Annotated in this window: 19 protein-coding genes; 10 read left to right on the top strand and 9 right to left on the bottom strand. The window is 68.8% G+C overall.

All coding sequences use genetic code 11. The features are described from left to right. The first annotated feature begins 35 nt into the window (after positions 1-35). The 4 genes from J2W36_RS17795 (at position 36) to J2W36_RS17780 (ending at position 4,974) form a co-directional block, all read left to right on the top strand. The gene (locus tag J2W36_RS17795; RefSeq protein WP_307691081.1) at positions 36-1,598 is read left to right on the top strand and encodes a sugar ABC transporter ATP-binding protein; all 1,563 of its coding nucleotides are present in this window, start codon (positions 36-38) and stop codon (positions 1,596-1,598) included. Further along, the gene (locus tag J2W36_RS17790; RefSeq protein WP_307691080.1) at positions 1,585-2,583 is read left to right on the top strand and encodes an ABC transporter permease; all 999 of its coding nucleotides are present in this window, start codon (positions 1,585-1,587) and stop codon (positions 2,581-2,583) included. The genes J2W36_RS17795 and J2W36_RS17790 overlap by 14 nt, the downstream gene beginning before the upstream one ends. Positions 2,584-2,738: 155 nt before the next feature. After that, positions 2,739-3,701 carry a substrate-binding domain-containing protein gene (locus J2W36_RS17785; protein WP_307691079.1) on the top strand — a complete coding sequence of 321 codons (963 nt, stop codon included), beginning with the start codon at positions 2,739-2,741 and terminating at the stop codon, positions 3,699-3,701. Positions 3,702-3,810: 109 nt separating this feature from the next. Further along, positions 3,811-4,974 (top strand): Gfo/Idh/MocA family protein, encoded by a 1,164-nt coding sequence (locus J2W36_RS17780; protein WP_307691078.1) that lies wholly within the window; start codon positions 3,811-3,813, stop codon positions 4,972-4,974. Positions 4,975-5,002: 28 nt separating this feature from the next. Here the strand turns inward: J2W36_RS17780 and J2W36_RS17775 are convergent, their stop codons facing one another. Continuing rightward, positions 5,003-7,000, bottom strand: coding sequence for a sensor domain-containing diguanylate cyclase (locus J2W36_RS17775; RefSeq protein ID WP_307691077.1), 1,998 nt, complete (start codon positions 6,998-7,000; stop codon positions 5,003-5,005). Between the two features lie 182 nt (positions 7,001-7,182). On the opposite strand from J2W36_RS17775, the gene J2W36_RS17770 reads away from it, so the two are divergent. From J2W36_RS17770 to J2W36_RS17755, 4 genes are read left to right on the top strand one after another with little or no spacing between them, the layout of a single operon-like run. Continuing rightward, positions 7,183-8,295 (top strand): ligase-associated DNA damage response exonuclease, encoded by a 1,113-nt coding sequence (locus J2W36_RS17770; RefSeq protein ID WP_307691076.1) that lies wholly within the window; start codon positions 7,183-7,185, stop codon positions 8,293-8,295. Further along, entirely contained in the window at positions 8,292-9,968 is a 1,677-nt protein-coding gene (locus J2W36_RS17765) for an ATP-dependent DNA ligase (RefSeq protein WP_307691075.1), read from the top strand. Before J2W36_RS17770 ends, J2W36_RS17765 begins: the two co-directional genes overlap by 4 nt. Next, positions 9,965-12,604 (top strand): ligase-associated DNA damage response DEXH box helicase, encoded by a 2,640-nt coding sequence (locus tag J2W36_RS17760; protein ID WP_307691074.1) that lies wholly within the window; start codon positions 9,965-9,967, stop codon positions 12,602-12,604. The genes J2W36_RS17765 and J2W36_RS17760 overlap by 4 nt, the downstream gene beginning before the upstream one ends. Before the next feature lie 37 nt (positions 12,605-12,641). Next, the gene (locus tag J2W36_RS17755; protein WP_307691073.1) at positions 12,642-13,544 is read left to right on the top strand and encodes an NAD(P)-dependent oxidoreductase; all 903 of its coding nucleotides are present in this window, start codon (positions 12,642-12,644) and stop codon (positions 13,542-13,544) included. A gap of 120 nt (positions 13,545-13,664) precedes the next feature. On the opposite strand, the gene J2W36_RS17750 is transcribed toward J2W36_RS17755, so the two are convergent. From J2W36_RS17750 to J2W36_RS17740, 3 genes are all read right to left on the bottom strand, one after another. Beyond that, positions 13,665-14,414 (bottom strand): BON domain-containing protein, encoded by a 750-nt coding sequence (locus J2W36_RS17750; RefSeq protein ID WP_307691131.1) that lies wholly within the window; start codon positions 14,412-14,414, stop codon positions 13,665-13,667. Between the two features lie 5 nt (positions 14,415-14,419). Then, positions 14,420-15,019: an SIS domain-containing protein gene (locus J2W36_RS17745; protein ID WP_307691072.1), complete on the bottom strand. Its 600-nt coding sequence runs from the start codon at positions 15,017-15,019 to the stop codon at positions 14,420-14,422. A 99-nt stretch (positions 15,020-15,118) separates the two neighbouring features. Beyond that, complete coding sequence (locus J2W36_RS17740) at positions 15,119-15,493, bottom strand: YraN family protein (RefSeq protein ID WP_307691071.1); 375 nt, start codon at positions 15,491-15,493, stop codon at positions 15,119-15,121. A 36-nt stretch (positions 15,494-15,529) separates the two neighbouring features. On the opposite strand from J2W36_RS17740, the gene rsmI reads away from it, so the two are divergent. Further along, positions 15,530-16,471, top strand: coding sequence for a 16S rRNA (cytidine(1402)-2'-O)-methyltransferase (rsmI, locus tag J2W36_RS17735; RefSeq protein WP_307691070.1), 942 nt, complete (start codon positions 15,530-15,532; stop codon positions 16,469-16,471). A gap of 30 nt (positions 16,472-16,501) precedes the next feature. On the opposite strand, the gene J2W36_RS17730 is transcribed toward rsmI, so the two are convergent. From J2W36_RS17730 to J2W36_RS17715, 4 genes are all read right to left on the bottom strand, one after another. After that, positions 16,502-16,771 carry a hypothetical protein gene (locus J2W36_RS17730; protein WP_307691069.1) on the bottom strand — a complete coding sequence of 90 codons (270 nt, stop codon included), beginning with the start codon at positions 16,769-16,771 and terminating at the stop codon, positions 16,502-16,504. Between the two features lie 178 nt (positions 16,772-16,949). After that, positions 16,950-18,065, bottom strand: coding sequence for a catalase family protein (locus J2W36_RS17725; RefSeq protein WP_307691068.1), 1,116 nt, complete (start codon positions 18,063-18,065; stop codon positions 16,950-16,952). After that, complete coding sequence (locus J2W36_RS17720) at positions 18,062-20,386, bottom strand: FdhF/YdeP family oxidoreductase (RefSeq protein WP_307691067.1); 2,325 nt, start codon at positions 20,384-20,386, stop codon at positions 18,062-18,064. Before J2W36_RS17720 ends, J2W36_RS17725 begins: the two co-directional genes overlap by 4 nt. 291 nt (positions 20,387-20,677) lie before the next feature. Continuing rightward, the gene (locus J2W36_RS17715; protein ID WP_307691066.1) at positions 20,678-21,514 is read right to left on the bottom strand and encodes a hypothetical protein; all 837 of its coding nucleotides are present in this window, start codon (positions 21,512-21,514) and stop codon (positions 20,678-20,680) included. Between the two features lie 108 nt (positions 21,515-21,622). On the opposite strand from J2W36_RS17715, the gene J2W36_RS17710 reads away from it, so the two are divergent. Continuing rightward, positions 21,623-23,842 carry an Ig-like domain-containing domain gene (locus J2W36_RS17710; protein ID WP_307691065.1) on the top strand — a complete coding sequence of 740 codons (2,220 nt, stop codon included), beginning with the start codon at positions 21,623-21,625 and terminating at the stop codon, positions 23,840-23,842. Positions 23,843-23,879: 37 nt separating this feature from the next. Here J2W36_RS17710 and J2W36_RS17705 read toward each other — a convergent pair whose 3' ends face one another. After that, positions 23,880-24,335: a hypothetical protein gene (locus J2W36_RS17705; RefSeq protein WP_307691064.1), complete on the bottom strand. Its 456-nt coding sequence runs from the start codon at positions 24,333-24,335 to the stop codon at positions 23,880-23,882. Between the last annotated feature and the right edge of the window lie 266 nt (positions 24,336-24,601).

Genomic DNA, 24,601 nt, shown 5'->3' with positions numbered 1-24,601 from the left:
CGCAACAAGGCCGGCCCATGCGCCAGGAGTCCCCCATGGAAACGGAAGCGTTGCTCGCCCGCGGTGCGGGCGTGGCGGTCGAGTTCGACGGCATCGTGAAGGCCTTCGGTTCGGTGCAGGTGCTGCACGACGTGAGCTTCTCGCTGGCGCCCGGCCGGGTCTACGGCCTGCTGGGGGAGAACGGCGCCGGCAAGTCCACGTTGATGAAGATCCTTGCGGGCTACGAGCAACCCACGGCGGGTGGCTTGCGCATCAACGGCGTGGCGCAACAGTTTGCGAATTCGCGCGACGCGCAAGCGCATGGCATCGTGCTGATCCACCAGGAATTCAATCTCGCCGAAGACCTGAGCGTGGCGCAGAACATCTTCCTCGGCCACGAGAAGAAAAAGGGTTGGCTTCTCGATGATGCCACCATGGAACGCGACGCCGCCGCGGCGCTGGCGCAGGTCGGCTTGCAGATCGATCCGCGCACCAAGGTGCGCCGGCTCATCGTGGCCGAGAAGCAGCTGGTGGAAATCGCCAAGGCGGTTGCACGCCGGGCCCGGCTGCTGATCATGGACGAACCGACGGCCACGCTCACGCCGGGCGAGACCGAGCGCCTTTTCAGGCTGATCGCGCAGCTGCGCTCGGAGGGCGTGACCGTCGTCTACATCTCGCACAAGCTCGACGAGGTTGAGCGCGTGACCGACGACGTGATCGTGATGCGCGACGGCCGCTTCGTGACGCGCGCGCTCACCGCCGACGTGACGCGCCAGCAGATGGCCAACCTGATGGTCGGCCGCGAACTGGCCGACCTGTACCCCGTGCGCGACGACGTGGCCGCAGGCGGGGCGCCCGCGATGCAGGTGCGCCGCTTCACCGTGCCCGGCTGGGCGCAGGAGGCAAGCTTCGAGGTGCGTCCGGGCGAGATTTTGGGCTTTGCCGGTCTGGTCGGTGCGGGCCGCACGGAACTCTTCGAAGGCCTGATGGGCCTGCGGCCGGGCAGTGGCGAGGTCGAGATGCTCGGCCAGCCGGTGCAGTTGCGTCATCCACGCGATGCGGCCCGGCATGGCCTGACCTACCTGAGCGAAGACCGCAAGGGCAAGGGCCTGCACGTGGACTTCGGCCTGCGCCAGAACCTCACGCTGATGGCGCTCGAGCGCTATGCCAAGCCCTGGCTCCAACCGGCAGCCGAGCGTGCGGCACTGGCAGAAGCGGTCAAGGACTACGGCATTCGCACCGGCTCGCTCGACGTCAGGGCCTCGTCGTTGTCGGGCGGCAACCAGCAGAAGCTGGCGCTGGCCAAGGTGCTGCAGCCGCGGCCCAAGGTGGTCGTGCTCGACGAACCCACGCGCGGCGTCGACGTCGGCGCCAAGCGCGACATCTATTTCCTGATCCAGCGACTGGCCCGCGACGGGCTGGCCGTGATCGTCGTCTCGTCCGAGCTCATGGAACTCATCGGCCTGTGCCACCGCGTCGCGGTGATGCGCGCGGGCCGGCTGGTGGCCACGCTGGACGCCCGCCACCTGAGCGAGGAAGCGCTGATCGCCCATGCCACCGGCACGGCCGGCGCCCCTTCCACTGCACCCGAGACCGGAGACCCGCATGTCCACGCCTGAAGCCACCCACCGCGGCGAAGCCCAGCCCCGCTGGACCGAACGCCTGCGCGGCATCGGCCCCGTCCTCGGCCTGGTGCTGCTGTGCATCGCCGGCACCGCACTCAACAGCGATTTCGCCACCGTCGACAACGCGATGAACGTGCTCACCCGCACCGCCTTCATCGGCATCATCGCGGTGGGCATGTGCTTCGTGATCATCTCGGGCGGCATCGACCTGTCGGTGGGCTCGATGGCCGCCCTCATCGCCGGCAGCGTGATCATGTTCATCAACTGGGCCGGGCCTGCGCTTGGCTCGCCGCTGTTGGCCGTGATGGCCGGCGCGGCGCTCGCCGTGGTGCTCGGCGCGATGTTCGGGTTGGCGCATGGGTTGCTCATCACCAAGGGCCGCATCGAGCCGTTCATCGTGACGCTGGGTACGCTGGGGATCTTCCGCGCGTACCTCACGTACTTCGCCGACGGCGGCGCGCTCACGCTCGACAACGACCTGTCGGACCTGTATGCGCCGGTGTACTACGCGAGCCTCTTGGGCATCCCGGTACCGGTGTGGGTGTTCTTCATCGTCGCGGTAGTCGGTGGCGTGATCCTCAACCGCACCGCCTACGGGCGCTACGTTCAGGCCATCGGCTCGAATGAACAGGTGGCACGCTACGCGGCCGTCGACGTCGATCGCGTGAAGATCCTCACCTACGTGCTGCTGGGGGTGTGCGTCGGCATCGCGACGCTGCTCTACGTGCCGCGCCTCGGCTCGGCATCGCCGACCACCGGGCTGCTCTGGGAGCTGGAGGCCATCGCGGCGGTGATCGTCGGCGGCACCGCGCTCAAGGGCGGTGCGGGCAGCATCACCGGCACGGTGATCGGCGCGATCCTGCTGTCGGTCATCAGCAACATCCTGAACCTCACCAGCATCATCAGCGTGTACCTGAATGCGGCGGTACAGGGCTTCGTCATCATCATCGTCGCGTTCCTGCAGCGCGGCCGCAGGTGATGGCTCGCCCCCAGTCTTCGCGCACTTCGTGTCGCTGCGCCAACCCCCTACCGGGGGCAACACCGGCGGCCCGGCAAAGCAGGTTCCGCGGTGTTCCGCGAACAGACCGTCCAGTTTTCCGTTCCCGTTCCATTCATCACAAGGAGACATCTCTCATGACACGCTTCACCCGTCGCATCGCGCTCACGGCCATCGCAGCCGCTTCCCTCGCCAGCCTGCCCGCACTCGCCGCCGAGAAGGTCAACCTCGGCGTGTCGATCCCGGCCGCCACGCACAGCTTCATGGGCGGCATCAACTACTGGGCCAACCAGGCGAAGAAGGACCTCGAGAAAGAACACAAGGACCTGAAGATCACGATCAAGACCGCCAGCGGCGCGCCCGAGCAGGCCAACCAGCTGCAGGACTTCACGACCGTCACCAAGATCAATGCGCTGGTGATCTTCCCCTTCGAATCGGCCGCGCTGACCAAGCCGGTGGCACAGGTCAAGGCCAAGGGCGCCTACGTCACCGTGGTCGACCGCGGCCTGACCGACACCAGCGCGCAGGATGCCTACGTCGCGGGCGACAACACCGCCTTCGGCCGCATCCCGGCCGAATACATCGTCAAGACGCTGGGCGGCAAGGGCAACGTGGTCGCGCTGCGCGGCATTGCCACCACGCTGGACAACGAGCGCATGGACGCGTTCAACGCGGTGCTCAAGGCCAACCCCGACGTGAAGCTGCTCGATGCCAAGTACGCCAACTGGAACCGCGACGATGCCTTCAAGGTGACGCAGGATTACCTCACGCGCTTCAAGCAGATCGATGCCATCTGGGCCGCCGACGACGACATGGCCGTGGGCGTGCTCAAGGCCATCGAGCAAGCCAAGCGCGATGACATCAAGATCGTGTTCGGCGGCGCTGGCGCCAAGGGCATGGTCAAGACCATCATGGACGGCAAGGACAAGCGCATCGGCGCCGACGTGAGCTATTCGCCCAAGTTCATCTACGACGCGATCAAGCTCACCGCCGAAGCGCGCCTGAAGGGCGAGAAGCTGCCGGCTACGACGATCATCCCGTCGGTGCTGATCACCAAGGACAACGCCAAGGACTTCTACTTCCCCAACTCGCCTTTCTAGGCCCACCCCCAGTCTTCGCGCACTTCGTGTCGCTTCGCCAACCCCCTTGCAGGGGGCAACACCCGCGGCCCGGCAAAGCCGGTTCCGCGGTGTTCCCCGGAAGACCCACATGAACGCAACGCCCCCGCGCAAGCTGCGCTACGCCATGGTCGGTGGCGGCCGCGACGCCTTCATTGGCGCCGTGCACCGCCACGCCATCGCGCTCGACGGCCAGTGCGAGCTGGTGGCCGGCGCGCTGTCGTCGAGCGCGCAGAAGGCGCGCGCCTCGGGGCGCGACCTGTTCCTGGCCGACGACCGCAACCATGGCGACTGGCAGGCGCTGCTGGCCGACGAGATCAAGCGCCCGGCGCACGAACGCATCGATTTCGTCTCCATCGTCACGCCCAACCACGTGCACTTTCCGGTGGCGCAGGCCTTTGTCGACGCCGGCTTTCATGTGGTGTGCGACAAGCCACTGGTGCACACATGCGCACAGGCCGACGCGCTGGTGGCGGCCGTGGCGCGCCAGGGCACGGTGTTCGGCGTGACCTACAACTACACCGGTTACCCGATGGTCCGCCAGGCACGCGCGATGGTGCGTGCGGGCGAGCTGGGCGAGATCCGCAAGGTGGTCGTCGAATACAACCAGGGTTGGCTCGCGACGGCGCTCGAGGGCGGCGGCAACAAGCAGGCTGGCTGGCGCACCGACCCCGCCAGGAGCGGTGCGGCCGGCGCCATCGGCGACATCGGCTCGCATGCCGAGAATCTGCTGGCAACCGTCACGGGCCTGCAGGTCGAACACCTGTGCGCCGATCTGGGCGCGCTGGTGCCCGGACGTGCGCTCGACGACGACGGCAGCCTGCTGCTGCGCCTGAGCCACGGCGCGCGCGGCGTGCTGGTGGCCTCGCAGATCAACACCGGTGTCGAGAACGACCTGCGCCTGCGCGTGTCGGGCACGCTCGGCAGCATCGAATGGCGGCAGGAGCAGCCCAGCCGCCTCAAGCATTGGCCTGCCGATGGGCCCCAGCGCGTCCTGACGCGCGGCTCGCCCTGGCTGCATCCGGCGGCGCAGCGTGCGAGCCGCTTGCCCGCCGGCCATCCCGAGGGCTTCATCGAAGCCTTCGCCAACGTCTATGCCGGTGTGGTGGCGGACATCCGTGCACATGCACAGGGCATTCCTGCCGATCCCTGCCAGGCAGACTATCCCCGCGTCGAGGACGGCGCGCGCGGCGTTCGCTTCATCGCGCGCACGGTCGCATCGGCCGCCAGCGGCGACAAGTGGACGGCCTGGTAATCCGGACGCCGGCTCTGGGGCGCACGCCTCAGCCCTGCGGGGCCAACCGCACCGTTCCTCGGCCCGCGGCCTTGGCGGCATAGCAAGCGGCGTCGGCGGCCCGGGTCCAGGCTTCCACAGACGGCGTGTCGGACCGCAACGGGGCCACGCCGACGCTCGCGCCCACGCCCAATACGCCGCCTTCCCATGGCAGCGCGATGGCCTGCACGGCCCGGCAGACATCCTGCGCAATGCGCTCGGCCGCATCCTGCTGGCAGCGTCGCAGCAGCAGCGCGAACTCGTCGCCACCCAGACGTGCGACGTGGTCGTCGGCGCGCACCTGCGCTGCAATCGCTTCGGCCACCACGCGCAGCATCCGGTCGCCCATGGCATGGCCTGCGGTGTCGTTGACCGGCTTGAAGCGGTCGAGGTCGATGAACACCATCGCAGCGGGCAACGAGTGGGGCAGCGTGTCGACCAGCGCGCGCGCATGCTGTTCAAAGGCCGCGCGGTTCTCCAGGCCCGTCAGCAGGTCGTGCATGGCCGACCATTCGAGCTGCGTGCGCGCCTGGCGCTGGTTGTCGATGTCACTGAGCGTCCAGATCTCGCCCTGCGTGACGTCGTCGCTGTCCACCAGCCTGCTGCGGACATCGGCCCAGAACGTCGTCCCGTCCCGCCGACGCATGCGCCATTCGGCGGCGAAGGGAAGGTGCGCATGACCGGCTTCCCAGGGCCGGGTCACCTGCGCTGCGTCCTCGGGCGGGTCGGCCAGCACCGATTCGACGGGCGCGCCGATCAGCTCGGCCTCTGGATGCCCCAGCAAGCGGCAAAATTCCGGGCTGACCGTCTCGAAGCAGCCATCGCGCAGCACGGCGATGCCCACGGGTGCGGCGCTCATCACCGAATTGAGGCGCCGCAGCGCCGCATTGTTGGCGCGCTCGAGCTGCGTGCGCTCCACGCTCACCGTGCGCAGCACGTCGCTCAAGCTGCCGATCTCACCGCCGGCCACGGGCCAGCCGTCCTGTGGTGCGAGGGTGCCATCGAACATGTGCCTTGCGCGCCTGGCCAACTGCGTCAGGGGCCGCAGCAACCGCCACAGCACCAGCAGCATGACGCCGGAGAGCACGACGATCAGCCCTGCCGTCACGGTCAGCGCTTCGCGCCGCGCCTGGCGCAAGGGCGCCAGCAGCTCGGCCTCGGGCCGCGCACGCCACACCACCCAGTCGGGGCCTGCCACGCCGGCGGCCGACACCAGCTGCCCGCGCTGTTCGAGGCCTACGCCCATGGGTTCGATCGGGCTGCCGCTGGCCTGCCATGCGGAAAAGGCCTGGCTCAGCCGTGCGTCGTCGGCGATCGAATGGGTCAGCAGTTTGGCGTCGGGATGCGCCAGCAGCCGTCCGGTGGGGTCGGTCACGGCCACCAGCGACCTGCTTTCCTCTTCCTGGTTGTCGACCAGGCCTTCGAGCACATCGCGGCTGTTCAGGCGCAGCGTGCCGCCGAGCACGGCAATCACGCCGTGCGGCCCACGCACCGGATGCGTGAAGGCCAGCACCGGTTCGCCCGAGAAGCGGCTGGGCAGCGGCGGCGACACGAGGGGGCGCGACTCGGCCACCGTCCGTTGGAAGTACGCGCGGTCGCCCACGTTCACATCGGGACGAATCAGGCCGCGTTCGGTGGCTGCCAGTTTGAGCTGGCCGTCCAGCTCGAGCACGAAGATGTTGTCGAACATGTTGAGCAACACCGACTTGGTGACCAGGAAGCGGCCCAGCGTCTTTTCGTCGATCAGTGTGTCGGGCGTCATCTCCAGCGCCGTCACCTGCAATGCACGCTGCAGGGCCACCACGCGGCGCGACACCAGTGCAGCGGTGCGCACCGACGCCGTGAGTTCGCGCAGGCGTTCGGCGCGCAAGGTGTCGGTTTCCGCGCGGCGCACGGTCAGCGCCGACACCAGGCTGATGCCGAGCACGAGCGCAGCGATGCCGCCCAGGGTGATCTGCAGCTTCAGCGTATTGAACGGTTGCGACCAGCGAGGTCGTACAGGGCTCATCGTGTGTCGAGGGGAGGCAGCCGGACGGCACGCTCGATTGTCGGGGTGATTCGGTCGGGCGAATCGGTCGATCAACACGGCGACTGAGTGGCATATCGGCCCCTGCGTAGGCTGCTGCCCACAGGCGATTGCGCCGCCGGGTTCCGCGCTGCGGTACGCTGCGGCCCTACGATCGATCGGCCATGGATGTTTCTTCGTCGCCCCTGCCCGTGTCTTCCGCCGTGCCCTCGTCGCGCCCCGACGATCTGGTCATCGCGCGGCCGGAGGGGCTGTACTGCCCGCCCGGGGACTTCTACATCGACCCGTGGCGACCGGTCGAGCGTGCCGTCATCACGCACGCGCATTCCGACCATGCACGTATCGGGCACGCACACTACCTGGCGCAGACCGACAGCGAAGGCACGCTGCGCACCCGGCTCGGTGCGGGCATCCACCTGCAGACGCTGCCCTATGGCGAATCGATTGTCCACCACGGTGTGCGCGTGTCGCTGCATCCGGCCGGCCACGTGCTGGGGTCAGCGCAGGTGCGGCTCGAACACGGCGGGCGAGTGTGGGTCGCCTCGGGCGACTACAAGACCGAGCCCGATGGCACCTGCCCGCCCTTCGAGCCGGTGCCCTGCGACACCTTCATCACCGAATCGACCTTCGGCCTGCCCATCTACCGCTGGCCGACGCAGGCGGTGCTGTTTGCCGACATCAACGACTGGTGGCGCCGCAATGCGGACGAAGGGCGCGCGTCGGTGTTGTTCTGCTACGCCTTCGGCAAGGCGCAGCGCATCCTCCACGGCGTCGACCCGAGCATCGGGCCGATCGTGGTGCACGGCGCGGTCGAGCCGCTGAACGCGGTGTACCGCGCCGCGGGTGTGGCGCTGCCGCCGACCTTGCGCGTGAGCGATCCGGAAGTAAATCCGCAAATGCTCAAGCGCGCACTGGTGCTGGCCCCGCCCTCGGCGCAGGGCACGCCGTGGATGCGACGCTTCGGCCAATACGTCGACGCCTTCGCGAGCGGCTGGATGCAGTTGCGCGGCACGCGTCGCCGGCGCGGCGTCGACCGTGGCTTCGTCATGAGCGACCACGCCGACTGGCCCGGTCTGCAGAAGGCCATCGCCGGCACCGGTGCCGAGCGCGTGTTCGTCACGCACGGCAGCGTCGCGGTGCTGGTGCGCTGGCTCACCGAGAACGGGCTGGAGGCGCAGGGTTTCAAGACCGAGTACGGCGACGAAGACGTGGCGGACCAGGGCGACGCCAAGCCTGCGCCGGCCGATGCGAAAGCGGCTCCCGACGCCGCGCCATGAAAGCTTTCGCTGCCCTCTACCGCGAACTCGATGCCACCACATCGAGCCTTGCCAAGCAGGCGGCGCTGCAGCGCTACCTGCAGGCCGCCGCCCACGAGGACGCCGCTTGGGCCGTCTACTTCCTCGCCGGTGGCAAGCCGCGCCAACTGGTGCCCACCAAGCTGCTGCGCCTGCTCGCGCAGGAGGCGGCCGGCCTGCCCGAGTGGCTGTTCGACGAGAGCTACGAAGCCGTCGGCGACCTCGCCGAAACGATCTCCCTGTTGTTGCCGCCCCCGACCGAGGCGCACGACCTGGGTCTGGCCGTGTGGATCGAGCGGCATCTGTTGCCGTTGCGCAAGACACCACCCGAAGCGCTCGCCGACACGCTGCGTTCGCAGTGGCGCCAGCTCGCGGCCGACGAGCGATTGGTCTACTTCAAGCTCATGACCGGCAGCTTCCGCGTCGGCGTGTCGCGGCTGCAGGTGACGCAGGCGCTCGCGGCGGTCGGCGGGCTCGACCCGAAGCGCGTGGCGCAGCGGTTGATGGGCTACACGCACATCAGTGGGCAGCCCGGCGCGGCCGACTACGCCCTGCTCATCGGCGCGGAGAACGACAGCGAGCTCAACCAGAAGACCAGCGGCCAGCCGTACCCGTTCTTCCTCGCGCATCCGTTCAATCAGCCGGTCGAGCAGTTCGACGCCTTGCTCGGCCCGCCCGCCAACTGGATCGTCGAGTGGAAGTGGGACGGCATCCGCGCACAGCTCGTCAAGCGCGGCGGCGCGGTGTCGCTGTGGTCGCGCGGCGAGGAACTGGTCACCGACCGCTTCCCGGAACTCGCGACCATGGGCGAGGCGTTGCCCGACGGCACGGTGCTCGATGGCGAGATCGTCGTGTGGCGAAAGGATGAGACTTCACCTGAAGGTGAAGGCCGCGTGCAGCCCTTCGCCGAACTGCAGCGCCGTATCGGCCGCAAGACGCTCGGCCCCAAGCTGCTGCGCGAGATCCCGGTGGTGCTGCTCGGCTACGACCTCCTCGAATGGCAGGGCCGCGACCTGCGCGCCGTGCCGCAACAGGAACGCCGCGCGCTGATGGACGACCTCGTCACCCAGGTGCAGCACCCGCAACTCATCGCCAGCCCGATGCTCACCGGCGAGAGCTGGGCCGACCTGTCACGCCAGCGCGAGGCGGCGCGCGCGATGGGCGTCGAAGGGATGATGCTCAAGCAACGCCACGCACACTACGGCGTCGGCCGCACCAAGGACGTCGGCACCTGGTGGAAGTGGAAGATCGACCCGCTCAGCATCGACGCCGTGCTCATCTATGCGCAACGCGGCCACGGCCGCCGCGCCAGCCTGTACAGCGACTACACCTTCGCCGTGTGGGACGGCCCACCGGAGCGGGCAGACCGCAAGCTCGTGCCCTTCGCCAAGGCCTACTCGGGCCTCACCGACGCCGAAATGGGCCGCGTCGACGCCGTCATCCGCAAGACCACCATCGAGAGCTTCGGCCCCGTGCGCAGCGTGAAGCCGACACTGGTGTTCGAACTCGGCTTCGAAGGCATCGCGAAGAGCTCACGTCACAAGAGCGGCATCGCGGTGCGGTTCCCGCGGATGTTGCGGTGGCGGGAGGACAAGACGGTGCAGGAGGCGGATACGCTCGAGACGTTGGCCGCCTTGCTGCCGGCGGTGGCATGAAACACGCGGACCTCGTTGCATGGTTCGCGGGCCGCAGCTGGAAGCCCTTCGCTTTCCAGCGCGAGGTGTGGAAGGCCATCGGTGATGGACGCTCAGGCATGCTGCATGCGACCACCGGTGCAGGCAAGACCTACGCGGTGTGGCTCGGCGCGCTCAAGGCCTTTGCGACCGCACCGAAGCCGGCTGCACGGGCCACGGCGAAGAAGCTCGCACCGCCGCTCACCGTCCTCTGGATCACCCCCATGCGGGCGCTCGCGTCCGACACGCTGCGCGCGCTTCAGCAGCCGCTCGAAGCGCTCGCCCCCGACTGGTCCGCCGGCGCGCGCAGTGGCGACACCGCCTCGGCCGAGCGCAGCGCGCAGAACGCGCGGCTGCCCACTGTGCTCGTCACCACCCCCGAGAGCCTCTCGGTGCTGCTCTCGCGGGCCGACGCGGCCGACGTGCTCGGCACGGTCAAGATGGTCGTGGTCGACGAGTGGCACGAGCTGCTCGGTAACAAGCGCGGCGTGCAGGTGCAGCTGGCCCTGGCGCGACTGAAGCGCTGGAACCCGGCGCTGTGCGTGTGGGGCATGTCAGCCACGTTGGGCAACCTCGACGAGGCGATGCGTGCGCTGCTCGGCCGTGACGACGGCACCTTGGTGCAAGGCCAGGTGCCTAAACAACTCGTCATCGACTCGCTGCTGCCCGGCCGGGCCGAGCGCTTTCCGTGGGGCGGTCATCTCGGGCTCACGATGCTGCCGCAGGTGGTCGAGGAGATCGCGTCGAGCAGCACCACGCTGGTCTTCACCAACACGCGCTCGCAGTCGGAGATCTGGTACCAGGCGATCCTCGAAGCGAAGCCGGCGTGGGCCGGGCTGATCGCGCTGCACCACGGCTCGCTCGACCGCGCGGTGCGCGAATGGGTCGAGGCGGGGCTCAAGAGCGGCGAGTTGCGCGCCGTGGTGTGCACGTCGAGCCTCGATCTCGGCGTCGACTTCCTGCCGGTCGAGCGTGTGCTGCAGATCGGCTCGCCCAAGGGCGTGGCGCGGCTGCTGCAGCGCGCGGGGCGCTCGGGCCATGCGCCGGGGCGGCCGTCGCGCATCACGCTGGTGCCGACGCACAGCATCGAGATGGTGGAGGGCGCCGCGGCGCGCGACGCCATTGCGGCCGGCCACATCGAGGCGCGCAGCACGCCGGAGCAGCCGCTCGACGTGCTGGTGCAGCATCTGGTGACGGTGGCGCTGGGTGGCGGCTTCGTGCCGGACGATCTGTACGACGAAGTGCGCGGCACGGCGGCGTACGCGAAGCTTTCGCGTGACAGCTGGGACTGGTGCCTGGCGTTCGTGCGGCAGGGCGGTCCGTCGCTCGCGGCCTACCCCGACTACCAGCGCGCCGTGCCCGATGCAGACGGCGTCTGGCGCGTGCCCGATGCGCGGCTGGCGCGCCGGCACCGCATGAACATCGGCACCATCGTGAGCGACGCGAGCATGGCGGTGCAATACGTCGGCGGCGCCAAGATCGGCAGCGTCGAGGAGAGCTTCGCCGCGCGCATGAAGCCGGGCGACTGCTTCCTCTTCGGCGGCCGCATGCTCGAGCTGGTGCGCATCCGCGAGATGACGGCGTGGGTGCGGCGCGCCAGCGGCAAGCGGCCGGCGGTGCCGCGCTGGAACGGCGGGCGCATGCCGTTGTCGACCACACTCGCCGATGCGGTCGTGCAGCAGCTCGCGCTCGCGAGCCAGGGAACGTACGACACGCCCGAGCTGCAGTGCGTGCGTCCGCTGCTCGAGATCCAGCAGCAGTGGTCTGCACTGCCCACGCCGCAGACGCTGCTGGCCGAGGTGCTGAAGACACGCGAGGGCTGGCACCTGTTCCTGTACCCCTTCGCTGGCCGGCACGTGCACCTGGGCTTGGCCAACCTGATCGCCTGGCGCGTGGCGCAGCACGCGCCGCGCACCTTCTCGATCGCCGTCAACGACTACGGCTTCGAGCTGCTCTGCGCCACCGAGGTCGACTGGCCCGTGCTGCTGCCGCAGGTGCTGCGCGCCGGGCATGACGCGCAGGCGCAGGACGCCATCGCGCACCACGACGCCGACGCGGCGCTGCTGCACGAGGTGCTCGAAAGCCTCAACGCCAGCGAACTGGCGCAGCGGCGCTTCCGCGAGATCGCGCGCGTGTCGGGGTTGATCTTCCAGGGCTACCCCGGCGAGAAGCGCAGCAACAAGCAGCTGCAGGCCTCGTCGTCGCTGTTCTGGGAGGTCTTTCGCAAGTACGACCCGGCCAACCGGCTGCTGCTGCAGGCCGAGCAGGAGCTGCTCGCGCAGGAGCTGGAGATCGGCCGGCTGCGTGCGAGCCTCGCGCGCATCGCCACGCAGGACCTGGTGGTGCAGGCGCTCGCCCGCCCGACGCCCTTCGCCTTTCCGCTGATGGTCGAGCGCTTTCGCGAGCAACTGAGCAACGAGAGCGTGGCCGACCGCATCGCCCGCATGGTTGCGCAGCTGGAGAACGCCGCGGGCGGCGCGCCGCCAGTGGGCGACACCGATGGCGTCAAGGCCACGCTCGCCTTCGGGCAGGAACGCGGCGTGGGTGGCGGTGGCAGCGGTGCCGGCAAGCCGCGTCGGCGTGAGCGCAAGCCGTCCCGCCCCTTGCCACCGCTTTGAAGGAACGCGCGGGCGATTGGCCTTAAGCTGTCGCCCCATGAGCAGCCTCAACCCCAAAACCTACGACTCCGTCCCCCCGCGCAAGCTGGCCTTCCTCGGCCTGGGCGTGATGGGTTTCCCCATGGCCGGCCACCTCGCCAAGGCGGGCCACAGCGTGACGGTCTACAACCGCACGGCCGCCAAGTCCGCCGCCTGGGCCGCCGAGTTCGGTGGCCACAGCGCCGCCACGCCGCGCGAAGCGGCGGCGGGTGCCGACATGGTGTTCTGCTGCGTGGGCAACGACGACGACCTGCGCTCGGTCGTGCTGGGCGACGACGGCGCGTTGGCCGGCATGGCGCCGGGCGCGGTCTTCGTTGACCATACGACCGCCTCGGCCGACGTGGCGCGCGAGCTGTCGAAGGCCGCGCAGGCGCTCGGCCTGCAGTTCATCGACGCGCCGGTTTCCGGCGGCCAGGCGGGTGCACAGAACGGTGCCTTGACGGTCATGTGCGGCGGCGACCCGGCCACGTTCGAGGCGGTCAAGCCGGTGGCCATGGCCTTCTCGCGCGCAGTCACCCTGCTGGGCGAGAGCGGCGCGGGCCAGCTCGCGAAGATGGTCAACCAGATCTGCATCGCCGGCCTGGTGCAGGGCCTGAGCGAGGCGATTGCCTTCGGCCAGCGCGCCGGCCTCGACATGGAGGCGGTGCTGGGCGTGATCAGCAAGGGGGCCGCGCAGAGCTGGCAGATGGAGAACCGCGGCAAGACCATGATTGGCGGCAAGTTCGACTACGGCTTTGCCGTCGACTGGATGCGCAAGGACCTGGGCCTGGTGCTCGACGAGGCCAAGCGCAACGGTGCCCGCCTGCCGGTGACCGCGCTGGTCGACCAGTTCTATGCCGACGTGCAGCAGGCCGGCGGCGCCCGGTGGGACACCTCCAGCCTCATCACGCGACTCAAATAGGAATACCCCCGAAGCGCCTGCGGCGCATCCCCCTCGACGGGGCGACACCGGCGGCCCGTCGAAGCCGGTTCCGCGGTGTCCCTAAAAGAGCGGGTGCCGGAGAGCGCGTGGACGCGTCCGTCAACGAACCGGCGTGGCCGTCGCGCCGCTGGCGGGCAGCGGTTCCATCGGCGGCAGCGGCACGTTCGAGCTCGACTTGGGCGCCGGCGCGGCCGATGCGGGTGGCTGGCTGCCAGCGGTGGCGTCGGCGCCGCCGCGCAACTGGCCGGCCAGGGCTTCTTCGCTCACCACATCGACCACACGCACCACCTTCTCCACACCGGCGACGCCACGCGTGATGTCGGTGGCGCGATCGAGTTCGCGGCGCGTGGCAATGCCCATCAGGTAGACCACGCCGCGCTCGGTCACGACCTTGAAGGAATTCGCGAAGATGTCCTTCGCGTCGAGCAGCGAGGCCTTGACCTTGCCGGTGATGAAGGTGTCGTTCGAGCGTTGCTGGAACGAACTCGACTCGCCGACCGCCAGCTCGTTGACTACGTTGCGCACGTTGTCGATGCGCGCCACCGTGTCTTCCACGCGGCGGCGGTCGGCCTCGCTGCCCACCGTGCCGGTCAGCAGCACCTGGCGGTTGAAGCTGGTGATGCTCACGTACATCTGGTCGTTGCTGATCTCGCGCACGCGGGCGCCACCACGCAACTCGATGGCCTGGTCGTCGAGCTGCGCGCCCGACGTGCGCCGGTCGGTGGCCACCAGGCCGGCGCCCGCAGCGGCGCCGCCCACCACCAGCGGCACACAGGCCGTGAGGCCCGCCACCAGGACGGTGCCGGCGGTGAACGCCAGCGCCAGGCGTTGAATCGATTGCTTCGTCATCTTTTTCATAGGGAACCTTCCTGATCACCAAGTAACTGGGCGTCCACGCCGTCGCAGAGGCAGTGCAGGGCGAGCAGGTGGACTTCGTGGATGCGGGCGGCGCGCTCATGCGGCACGCAGACCTGGACGTCGGTTTCGCGCAGTGCGCGGCCAACCGGGCCCCCATTGCTGCCGAGCAGCGCCACCACCGTCATGTCGCGGCCGTGTGCGTCCTGCACGGCGGCCAGCACCGCGCCCGACTGGCCGCTGGCGCTGATCACCAGCAGCACGTCGCCCGCCTGGCCCAGCGCGCGCACCTGGCGTGCGAAGCGGTCGGCATCGGCCACCGCGGGCGTGTCGGCGGCCGGATCGTTGGCGTCCCCGGGCAACGCGATCGCACCGAGCTCCGGGCGGTCACGCTCGAAGCGCCCGACGAAGTGCGCCGCGAACTGCGCGGCCAGCAGACCGGACACGCCCGCGCCGCAGGCCAGGATCTTCCCGCCGCTGGTCACACAGGCCAGCAGGGCCTGCATGGCCTGGGAGATGGGTTTGCTCAGAAGAGGGCCGGCCTGGTATTTGAGGTCGGCGCTGTCGATGAAGTGCTGCTGAATCCGTTGCTCGAGCATGGGGCGCGATGATAACTGTGGGTCGTGAAACAAAAGGTTCTCGGGGATGGAGTGTGGCGGCTCGCGACAGTTCCGATGCTGGCGGCGCCTTCTCCGGGCTCATCCGGCGTCGAAGGCGCCTTGCAGCCATTCGATGCCGTCTTCGACCAGCACCACGTCGAAGCGACAGGGTGGCAGGGTGCGCAGCTTGAGCAGGTAGTGTCGCGCAGCGAAGACGATGCGGCGCTGCTTGACGTGCGTGATGCTGCCGCCTGCACCGCCGTGCGTGCCGCTGGCACGCTGGCGGACTTCGACGAAGACCAGCGTGGCATCGCGCGGATCGCGCATGATCAGGTCGATCTCGCCGCCGCCGCGCCCGGGGGTTCGATAATTGCGCGCAACGAGCAGCAGCCCTGCGTCCTGCAGATGGGCCAGCGCCGCGTCTTCGGCGGCGTCACCGCGTTGCTTGGTGGTTGTCGTCGTTCCTGTTGCCATCCGCCCGTCATTTCTTTCTTCTCTGGAGACCCGCCCTTGAGTTCACTTGCTCCCGCCTCCTTCGGCGCCGCCCTGGCGGCCGCGCAAGATGCCGCGGGTGCGCAGCATTATCCGCAGGGCACGCTGTACGTGGTCGCCACGCCCATCGGCAACCTGGCGGACATCACGCTGCGTGCGCTGCTGGTGCTGCAGAAAGTCGACGTGGTGGCCTGTGAGGACACGCGCCACACCCAAGGCATGCTGCGCGCCTACGGCATCGACCGGCCCGGCGCGCAGCTGCTGGCCGTGCACCAGCACAACGAGGTGGAGGCCGCCCAGGCCGTGGTCGCCCGTCTGGCCGCGGGCGAACGTGTCGCCTACGTCAGCGACGCAGGCACGCCGGGTGTGAGCGACCCGGGCGCGCGGCTGGCCGCCGCCGTGCGCGAGGCGGGCCATCGCGTGCTGCCGCTGCCGGGCGCCAGCAGCGTGATCACGCTCATCAGCGCGGCCGGCCTGGTGGCCGGCGGCGACGCGCACAGTGCCTTCGTGTTCGCCGGCTTCCTGCCGAGCAAGGCCGGGGAGCGTGACACGGCCGTACAGGCGTTGGCAGCGGAGCCGCGCAGCGTGGTGCTGCTGGAGGCACCGCACCGCATCGACGTGCTGGCGCGCGCGCTGGCGGTGCTGGGCAGCCGGCGCGTCACCGTGGGCCGCGAGCTGACCAAGCAGTTCGAGGAGATCGCCACGGTGGAGGCGCAGGCGTTGCCGGCATGGTTTGCCGCCGGCAAGGACCGCATGCGGGGCGAATTTGCGCTGGTGCTGCATCCGGTGGCCGTTGCGGCCGACGACGGCGCGGAGGCCGACCGTGTGCTGCGCCTGCTGCTGCCCGAGCTGCCGCTGAAGACCGCGGTGCGCCTGGCCGCGGAGATCTGCGGTGCTTCGCGCAATGGGCTCTACGACGCGGCCCTCCGCATCAAGAGCGAAGGCGAAGGCGCCGACTGAGGGCGCAACGGAAAGAGGAAGCGGATCGCGTCAGACCTCGGCCTGACCGTACCCCATGTGGTCGCGCACCCAGCGCACCGCCTGCTTTTCGGCATGCAGGAGCGCGAGTGCTTCGCTTGCAAACGGTTCAGAAGGTATGGGCAGGGCCATGTGTTCGGTGCCCTGCAAGCGCCAGAGCACGCGCGAGGTGAAGGTGGAGGACGGCGTCGGATCCGCCCCGAGGAAGAACTGCCAGCCGTGATAGACGAAGTTCAGATCGGCGGCCGTGGGGGGTGCAATCGGGTAGGCGGCGCGCATCATGCACCCACCACGCCCGTGGAACAGGTTGAAAGCCCGGCCCCAGATGGAAAACAACACGGGTTCGCACTGCGGAGGGGGCGGTGTGGCATCGGGGTTCTTTCAATGTGTGCCAGAAGTGTCTGGATTTTTCCAGCGCCCGCATGCCAGCGGCCGTGCCCTTGTCGTGCAGGATGTTTTCCTACTCAGGCAGCGAGGTCAGCGTTTCGGGCTCCTGCACCCGCGTGGCGTTGTGTTGGGAACGAAAGCGGGCCGACGCTTCATACACGGCCTTGCGCACCCGCATGATCGAGCCGATAGGCTGGTGTGCGGCCAGCGTGTGCCACGGGCTGAAGGCCATGCCGTCATCCACAGCGGCCGAGCGCGCGGGGCTCCACGCCACCTGGGGTTCGGCCGTGATCCGCGCCACGGCCACGTAGGGGCTCTGGTCTTCAGGCCACTGCACCGAGGCATCCTCGATCGGCATCGTTTCCAGGTCGGTGCACAGCTGCACGCGCAATTCCCAGGTGCCGCCCTGCGCGCGGAAATGCTCGACCACCGCTTCGCGCAGGCCGTCGGGCTTGCCGTCGAGGTCGACCGGCGCGTCGATCAGCGCCGTGAGCGAGGGCGACACGGGCGCGATCGACAGCTTGGCCATGTAGGGGCCATAGCGCATGGGCACCTGCGAGTAATAGGTCTCGCCGAGCACGTGGGTTTCCGGATGGCCGCCCATGGCCTTGAGCGTAGCGCTCTCGCCGCCGACCTTCTCGATGAGGGACTCAACGCCCCGCAGTGTGGCGGCCAGCACCTTCTTGAGGCCTGGCGCCTTGTCGGTGGTGCTGGCCAGCAGCTTGAGCGTCTGCAGGAATTTCTTCGCATTGGGGGCACTGAACACCGGGCCGTTGACCATCACGAAGTCCTGCGTGGCGGCGCCTTCGCTGGTGGACAGGCGCTCGCCGGGCACACCCACAACCTTCACCGCCAGGCCGCGCGGCGTCGACACCGCATCGTCCAGCAGGTCGCCCGGTACCGTCGAGATGCGCATGGCCACCGGATAGCTGCCCGGCTGTGCGAACAGGCCCTGCGCCAGCATTTCGGGCAGGCCGGGGAGCACATCGAGCCGGCCCAGCAGCAGGCCATGGCTCTTGGCATGCACGCCACGGTGGGCATGGCCTTCGTCCTTGCGCACGGTTTCGCCGATGCGGGTCAGGGTCTCGATGAGCGACTGGGTGGTTTCGGCCTCGTCCTCTTCCGGCACTTCGAATGCAGGCTCGTAGCGCAGTGGAACGATGGGGCCGGGTGTCGTGGATGTCGTCATGGTCGTTGGGCTTCTGTGGGGATGGAATCGAGGTGCAGGCGCACCGGGATCGACTTGGCCGCCGGCACCTGGCTGTGGAGCGCGTGGTGTGCCAGTGGCATCAGCGGATTGCATTCGGGGTAGTAGCCCGCGACGCAGCCTGGCGGGATGTCATACGGCGTCACGCGCAGGCCGGCCACGGCGCGGTGCTGGCCATCGTCCACGGCCGTGGTGGCGGTGACCATGGCGCCTTCGGCCAAGCCCAGGCGCGCCATGTCCGCCGTGTTCATCAGCAGCACCTGGCGCGTGCCGTAGATGCCGCGAAAGCGGTCGTCCAGGCTGTAGATGGTGGTGTTGAACTGGTCGTCGCTGCGCATCGTCATCAGACGCAGCACGTCGGATCCGTGGGCAGGCGTGTCGGGGTTTTCGTCCAGGCCGTCCGGCACGATGAAGTGCGCCTTGCCCGATGGCGTCTTCCACACCCGCTCGCGCGCCGGAATCGGGCGCTGGAAGCCGCCCGGCTGCCGAAAGCGCGCGTTGAAGTCGCGGAATATCTCGGGCCAAGTGGCCTCTATCGCGTCGCGCACCTTTGCATAGTCGCCGACCCATGCGTGCCAGGGCACTTTCGGGTTGGGCGGCAGCGTGGCCTGCGCCATGCCAGCGATGATGGCGGCCTCGGAGCGCAGCGTTGCCGCGGCCGGATCGGCCACGCCCTTCGACGCATGCATGAAGCCGGTCGAGTCTTCGACGGCCACCGTCTGCTCGCCGCTGGCCTGTGTGTCGATCTCGATGCGGCCCAGGCAGGGCAGCAGGTACGCGACCTCGCCGTGAATGAGGTGGCTGCGGTTGAGCTTGGTCGCGATCTGTACCGTCAGGCGCAGCTTGCGCCAGGCGGCTTCGATGGCCTCCGTCTCTGGCACCGCCCGCACGAAGTTGCCGCCCAGCCCGATGAAGCCGCGCACCGAGCCGTCGAGCACGCCGGTGCAGGTTTCGACCGTATTCATGCCCTTCTTGCGCGGTGGCTCGAAGTCGTAGAGCGCAGCGAGCTGGTCCAGCGGCGCGAGTTCGGGTTTCTCTGTGATGCCGACGGTGCGCTGGCCCTGCACATTCGAATGGCCGCGCACCGGGCAGATGCCCGCGCCGGGCCGGCCGATATGGCCCCCCATCAGCAGCAGGTTCGACACCATCTGCACGTTCTGCACCCCCTGGCGATGCTGGGTCAGCCCCATGCCGTACACGCAGATGACCGCGCGGGCCTGCGCGAAAGTGCGCGCAGCGGCTTCGAGGTCGCTGCGCGCCAGGCCCGACTCGCGCTCGATCGCCTCCCACCCCGTGGCCCGCATGGCGGCAGCAAATTCGTCGAAGCCGCGCGTGTGTTCCGCAATGAAGGCCGCATCGAGCACCCGCGCAGCGCCGGCCGTCGCCTGTGCGGCGTCGTCTGCGGCAATGAGCGCCTTGCACATGCCGCTGATGGCCGCGATGTCGCCAGCGATCTTCACCTGCAGGTACTGGGTGCTGATGGCGGTCTCGGCCGGCGTGAGCATCTCGACGGGTGACTGGGGATTGGCGAAGCTCACCAAACCGGGTTCGCGCAGCGGATTGAAGGTGACGATGGGCACGCCGCGCTTTCGCGCGTTCTGCAGCGGGTGCAGCATGCGCGGGCTGTTGACGCCTGGGTTCTGGCCAAAGAAGAAGATCGCATCGGCCTGCTCGAAGTCGTCGAGCGTGACCGTGCCCACCGGCACGCCGATGGTCTGCGGCAGCGCGACCGAGGTGCTTTCGTGGCACATGTTCGAGCTGTCGGGCAGGTTGTTGTTGCCGTAGAGGCGCGCCAGCAACTGGTACATGTAGCTGGTCTCCAGCGAGGCGCGGCCCGAGGCATAGAAGACGACCGAGGCCGGGTCCTGCGCGCGCAAGGCACGCAGTTCGGCGCCGATGTCGGCAAAGGCATCGTCCCAGCTCACTTCGAGATAGCGGTCGGTCGCCGCGTCCCAGCGCATCGGCACCGTCAGGCGTCCGCCGGCTTCGAGCGCGTGGTCGCTCCAGCCTTCGAGCTCGGTGAGCGTGTGTTCGGCAAAGAACGCGGCAGGCATCCGCTTGCGCGTGAGTTCCCAGGCCGTGGCCTTGGCGCCGTTCTCGCAGAATTCGGCCGTGTGCGGTTGGGCCGGCTTGGCCCAGGCGCAGCTCACACAGGCAAAGCCATCGGACTTGTTCTGCTTGAGCAGCGCGTGGGTGCCGGCCAGCGGCACACCTTCGCGCAGCAGGTAGGTGCCGACGGCCTTGATCGATCCCCAGCCGCCGGCGGGGTGGGTGTTGGGTTCGAATGACGGGGAGTCGCTCATGGAAGACGTGTCGCGGGTGGCGTTGCCCACTCCACGATGGGTAGGCGCTTGGCGACAAGCTAGTCAGGCACCCGTGCGGCTTGCGTAGGGCAGTCGTGCCGCGTCGTGTGGGACGCGAGGAGGACGGCAGAGCCGGGATAGGCCATGTGCAGGTGTGCACAGGCCCATGTGCAAAGAAGTGACAGCCTCCAGCTTCGAGGAGCCGCCCTCATGGGCGGATGCCGAAGCGACCTCTACCAGCGCTGGAAAGACCGTCCGGATGCAGTATGCAAGCGCTGGCTTAGGCGCAGCTTAAGTGGAACCCGGCGCTTGACGCGAAGGCGCCTGCACCGCCCAGCGTGCCAGCCGCCACGACAGCCAGAGAAAGCCGATCGGCAGCACCACCGTCTGCAACGCGAACACCGCGATCAACCGGACCATCTTGCCCGCCCAGTCGGACGCCGCACTGAGGATGGCGTCGTAGCCCGACTTCAAGTCCGGCAGGCCCTTGGCCCATTGCCGGATGCGCTCGATGAAGCCTGTGTCCTGTGCGGGTGGCGTGGCGGTCGCGCTGCCGATCACCGCGTCGGGCGAACGTTCGATGGTGCTCAGCGCGGCGCGGTAGTCGTCGGCCATGAAGCTGCGGTAGACCGCCTCGTTGGCCAGCGCGCCCAGCGGCACCGCAAAGCGCACCAGCAGCAGCCCGACCACCACCGGCTGCAGCCAGCGCGGCGACGGCGCATCGCGGCGCCAGCGCAGTGCCACCCACAACAACACCGCCGCCGACGCCAACGCCGACACCACGGCGTGCCCGCCGATGTTCAGCAGCAGCAACTGGATGCCGAAGGCCACGCTGGCCGCCAGCATGACGGCGCCGAAACGGTCCACCAGTTCATTGAGCGGCTGCAGCGCCTGGCCCGGCGCAAAGCTGAGCCCGACGCCGGCCGGCGTGACCTCCACCTGCGTGCCCTGCGCCACGGAAATCACCGCGCCCAGCGCGCGTGCAGCTGCGAATGCGGTGAGTGCGCGTTGCAGGCCAGCCTCGACCTGGCTGCGGGCGGCGCGGTCCATGGGCGTGAACCAGGCGCCTGCGAGTACGGCGGCGGCGAGCAGGAGGAGGAAGAGGCGGCGCAGGGGCAGGGCAGTCATGGCAGTGAGCTTAGCGGCTGCTCCCAAGCAAGCTTTCGATTTGGAAGTCTTTCACGGTTCTGTCACACCGGCTCAACAGCATGCCCGGTTTCGATCCTCCAGAACGCCATGAAACATTCGCTTCGCACCATCGCCGTCCCGCCCTTCAAACTCGTGCTGATCGCCAGCGCCCTTGTGCTGGCGCTGGCGGCCTGCGGGGGTGGTAGCCACAGCGACAACGCCCGCCCCGCGACCGGCACCGAACCGGTCGCCGAGCAGCCCCCGGCGACGCAGCCTGACACTCCCGTCACGCCGGCATTGCCGCAACTGCTGTCGTCGCAAACCTTCAAGCCCAACGCGGGCACCACGCAAGGCGCGTCGGACGCATCGACCGCCTTTGCCCTGCCCGACGACTTCATGATCGTGGCCGACGACGAAGCCAACGTGCTGCGCGTCTACCCGCGTGCCGGCGGCGCTGCCGTCCTCGAATGGAGCTATGAACTCAACGGCCCCAAGCTGAAGAAGGAGCTGGACCTCGAGGCCGGCACGCGCATCGGTGACACGCTCTACCTCACAGGCTCGAACAGCAACAGCAAGGACGGCGCAGATGCGATGGCCGATCGCTCGCACCTCTTCGCCGTCAAGGTCGCAGGCACCGGCGCGGCGACGACCTTCGATTACGTGGGCCAGTTCAGCGCGCTGGAATCCCAGCTGGTGGCCTGGGACGCAACGAATGGCCACGGGCTGGGCGCCAACCACTTCGGCTTTGCCGCATCGGCGGCCGCGGGCGTGGCGCCCGAACGGGTGGACGGTTTCTCCATCGAAGGCATGACCAGCGCACCGGGCGACAGCGCCCTGTGGCTGGGCTTTCGCGCACCGCTGGCGGACACCGGCGCACGCAACAAGGCGCTGATCGTGCCGCTGCAGAACGCCAACGCCCTGCTGGCCGGCACCGCCACCCAGGCCAACTTCGGCACGCCGATCGAGCTTGAACTCGGCGGGCGTGGCATCCGCTCCATCGACAAGGGCAGCGACGGCAACTACCTCATCGTCGCCGGCCCCGCAGGCGCGAGCAGTCCGCTCGTCGATCGCAACTTCGCGCTCTTCAGCTGGACCGGCAACGCGCAGAGTGCGCCGGTCGAGCTGTCGAACGATCTCGACGCGCTGCGCAAGGAAACCGGCGGCAGCTTCGAGTCGGTCGTCGGGGTGGCCGGCCCGGTCCAGGCGGGTACGCAAGTGCAGCTTCTCATGGACAACGGCGACACCGTCTGGCCCGGCCAGAGCGCGGTGTCCAAGGACCTCGATCCGGCCGACCAGAAGTTCGGCGGCTTTGTCGTGCGCCTGGGCGCACCGTGGGTCGACGCCGCCGGGCCGCAACTGCGCCGTGCCACGCCGGCCGACGACCGGGTCGGCGTCAACCGCGATGCGGCCATCACGCTGAGCTTCAACAAGGCGATCCGCCTGGGGGCCGGCGACCTCGTGCTGCACAAGGGCGATGGCAGCGTGGTCGAGCGCTTCAACGCCAGCAGCAGCGCGGCGCGCGTACAACGCAATTTCAACGTGCTGAAACTCGTCCCGTCGCAGCAGCTGGACGCCGATGCGGCCTACTACGTGACCGTCGATGCGAACGCCGTCGTCGATGCCTCGGGCCACGCGTTCGCGGGCATCCACGATGCCACCACGCTCAACTTCGTGGCAGCCGGCCAGCCCACCTCGCTCGCCATCGGCGACCTGCTGTTCGTGGGCGCCAATGCCGAGGCGCCCGACGCCTTCGCCTTCGTGTTGCTCAAGGCGGTGAATGGCGGCACGAAAGTCACCTTTACCGACCGCGACCGCAAGACCGGCACGGGCGAGTTCAAGGGACTGACCAACGAGACCGCGTTCGTCTGGACCGCCGACCGCAACCTGCCGGCCGGCAGCATCGTGACCATCCAGACCGACGTGACGGGCAGCCCGATCGCCGACCTGGGCTTCACCGTGGGGGCGCCGGGCGGGCTGGGCAAGGAAGAGACGATCTATGCCTTCATCGGCGGCACCATCGCGAACCTGGGCGAAGGCACGGCCGGTGAAATCACCGCGGTGGGCGACTACCTGGCCAGCATCACGCTGGGTGGTATCAAGGGCAACACGATTCCGCCGCAACTCGAAGCGGCCGGTACCGCATTCAGCTTCGTGGTGTCGCCGACCAACCAGACCAGTGCGATCTATGCCGGATCCATGGACCGGACCGACCTTGCCGCCTTTGCCACGCGCGTGAAATTCGCTGGCAACTGGAACCGCCGCTACAAGCCCGAACTCGGCTACCCGCTGGTCGACGACAGCCTGTTCGGCGACAAGCGGCTGCCCTGAGCGTCCCCCAAACACATGGCCGCGCTGCGGCGTCGGATCACCGGATCTTGAACAGCACGGCAGCGCCGGGCTTGGGCTCGAATGCCGGCACCGTGCGCTGCTGGAGGGGCGTGGCCTTGGCGTCCCACACCAGCGTGTCCGGCGGGTATTCGTCCTTGCGGGTCATGGCGTCGATCTGCTTGACGATCACTGCCGAGCTGGCCGCCACTTCGGGGTTCCATCCGAACACACCGACCCGGCCGTAGAAGACGGCCGGCGCGTCGGCGTCCAGGCGGCGGTCGGGGCACATCACCAGGCCGCGGTCGAGCATGACCCGCAACGCGCCGACGGGCACGGCCTTGACGGTCGGCAGGGTGCGCTCGGTGCTGTGGCCCGGGCAGACGTTGGCCGAGCGCGTCATCATGGCCTCGACCACTTGGCGATCGGACTGGGCCAGCGCCGGAAAGGCGGCGGCAGACAGCGCGAGCAGGGCGAGAGGGGACTTCCAGGACACGTGGTACCTCCTATGACGAAATGCGTTGCCGTGGCAGACCGCCGATGCGGGGACGGGCGGTTGCCGAGAGCGCAAATACTAGCAAGACAGTGGGGGAGGCCGTGTTGACGATGGCGCTGGCGAGACCCGCCGGATCGGGGCCTTCCGGCCTGCGGCTTCACGACCGTCGTGGCGCATTGGCCGGACATTCGCCTGGCCACAAGCAAAAAGCCCGGACTAGCGTGAACTAGTCCGGGCTTGTATCTGGTCCGCCGCCAGGAACCGAA

The sequence above is a fragment of the Variovorax ginsengisoli genome (assembly GCF_030811835.1).
Lineage (GTDB): Bacteria > Pseudomonadota > Gammaproteobacteria > Burkholderiales > Burkholderiaceae_C > Variovorax > Variovorax ginsengisoli_C.
Note: the sequence above shows the minus strand (reverse complement) of the source record. Positions and strands in the feature narration are given on the sequence as shown.

Excerpts from the sequence above, each read along its gene's own strand:
- J2W36_RS17720 (WP_307691067.1), bottom strand. The coding sequence starts at position 20,386 with ATGAGCGACTCCCCGTCATTCGAACCCAACACCCACCCCGCCGGCGGC.
- J2W36_RS17740 (WP_307691071.1), bottom strand. The coding sequence starts at position 15,493 with ATGGCAACAGGAACGACGACAACCACCAAGCAACGCGGTGACGCCGCC.
- J2W36_RS17715 (WP_307691066.1), bottom strand. The coding sequence starts at position 21,514 with ATGACTGCCCTGCCCCTGCGCCGCCTCTTCCTCCTCCTGCTCGCCGCC.
- J2W36_RS17780 (WP_307691078.1), top strand. The coding sequence starts at position 3,811 with ATGAACGCAACGCCCCCGCGCAAGCTGCGCTACGCCATGGTCGGTGGC.
- J2W36_RS17750 (WP_307691131.1), bottom strand. The coding sequence starts at position 14,414 with ATGACGAAGCAATCGATTCAACGCCTGGCGCTGGCGTTCACCGCCGGC.
- J2W36_RS17725 (WP_307691068.1), bottom strand. The coding sequence starts at position 18,065 with ATGACGACATCCACGACACCCGGCCCCATCGTTCCACTGCGCTACGAG.
- J2W36_RS17775 (WP_307691077.1), bottom strand. The coding sequence starts at position 7,000 with ATGAGCCCTGTACGACCTCGCTGGTCGCAACCGTTCAATACGCTGAAG.
- J2W36_RS17770 (WP_307691076.1), top strand. The coding sequence starts at position 7,183 with ATGGATGTTTCTTCGTCGCCCCTGCCCGTGTCTTCCGCCGTGCCCTCG.
- J2W36_RS17765 (WP_307691075.1), top strand. The coding sequence starts at position 8,292 with ATGAAAGCTTTCGCTGCCCTCTACCGCGAACTCGATGCCACCACATCG.
- J2W36_RS17760 (WP_307691074.1), top strand. The coding sequence starts at position 9,965 with ATGAAACACGCGGACCTCGTTGCATGGTTCGCGGGCCGCAGCTGGAAG.
- J2W36_RS17710 (WP_307691065.1), top strand. The coding sequence starts at position 21,623 with ATGAAACATTCGCTTCGCACCATCGCCGTCCCGCCCTTCAAACTCGTG.
- J2W36_RS17755 (WP_307691073.1), top strand. The coding sequence starts at position 12,642 with ATGAGCAGCCTCAACCCCAAAACCTACGACTCCGTCCCCCCGCGCAAG.
- J2W36_RS17785 (WP_307691079.1), top strand. The coding sequence starts at position 2,739 with ATGACACGCTTCACCCGTCGCATCGCGCTCACGGCCATCGCAGCCGCT.
- J2W36_RS17795 (WP_307691081.1), top strand. The coding sequence starts at position 36 with ATGGAAACGGAAGCGTTGCTCGCCCGCGGTGCGGGCGTGGCGGTCGAG.
- J2W36_RS17730 (WP_307691069.1), bottom strand. The coding sequence starts at position 16,771 with ATGATGCGCGCCGCCTACCCGATTGCACCCCCCACGGCCGCCGATCTG.
- J2W36_RS17790 (WP_307691080.1), top strand. The coding sequence starts at position 1,585 with ATGTCCACGCCTGAAGCCACCCACCGCGGCGAAGCCCAGCCCCGCTGG.
- J2W36_RS17745 (WP_307691072.1), bottom strand. The coding sequence starts at position 15,019 with ATGCTCGAGCAACGGATTCAGCAGCACTTCATCGACAGCGCCGACCTC.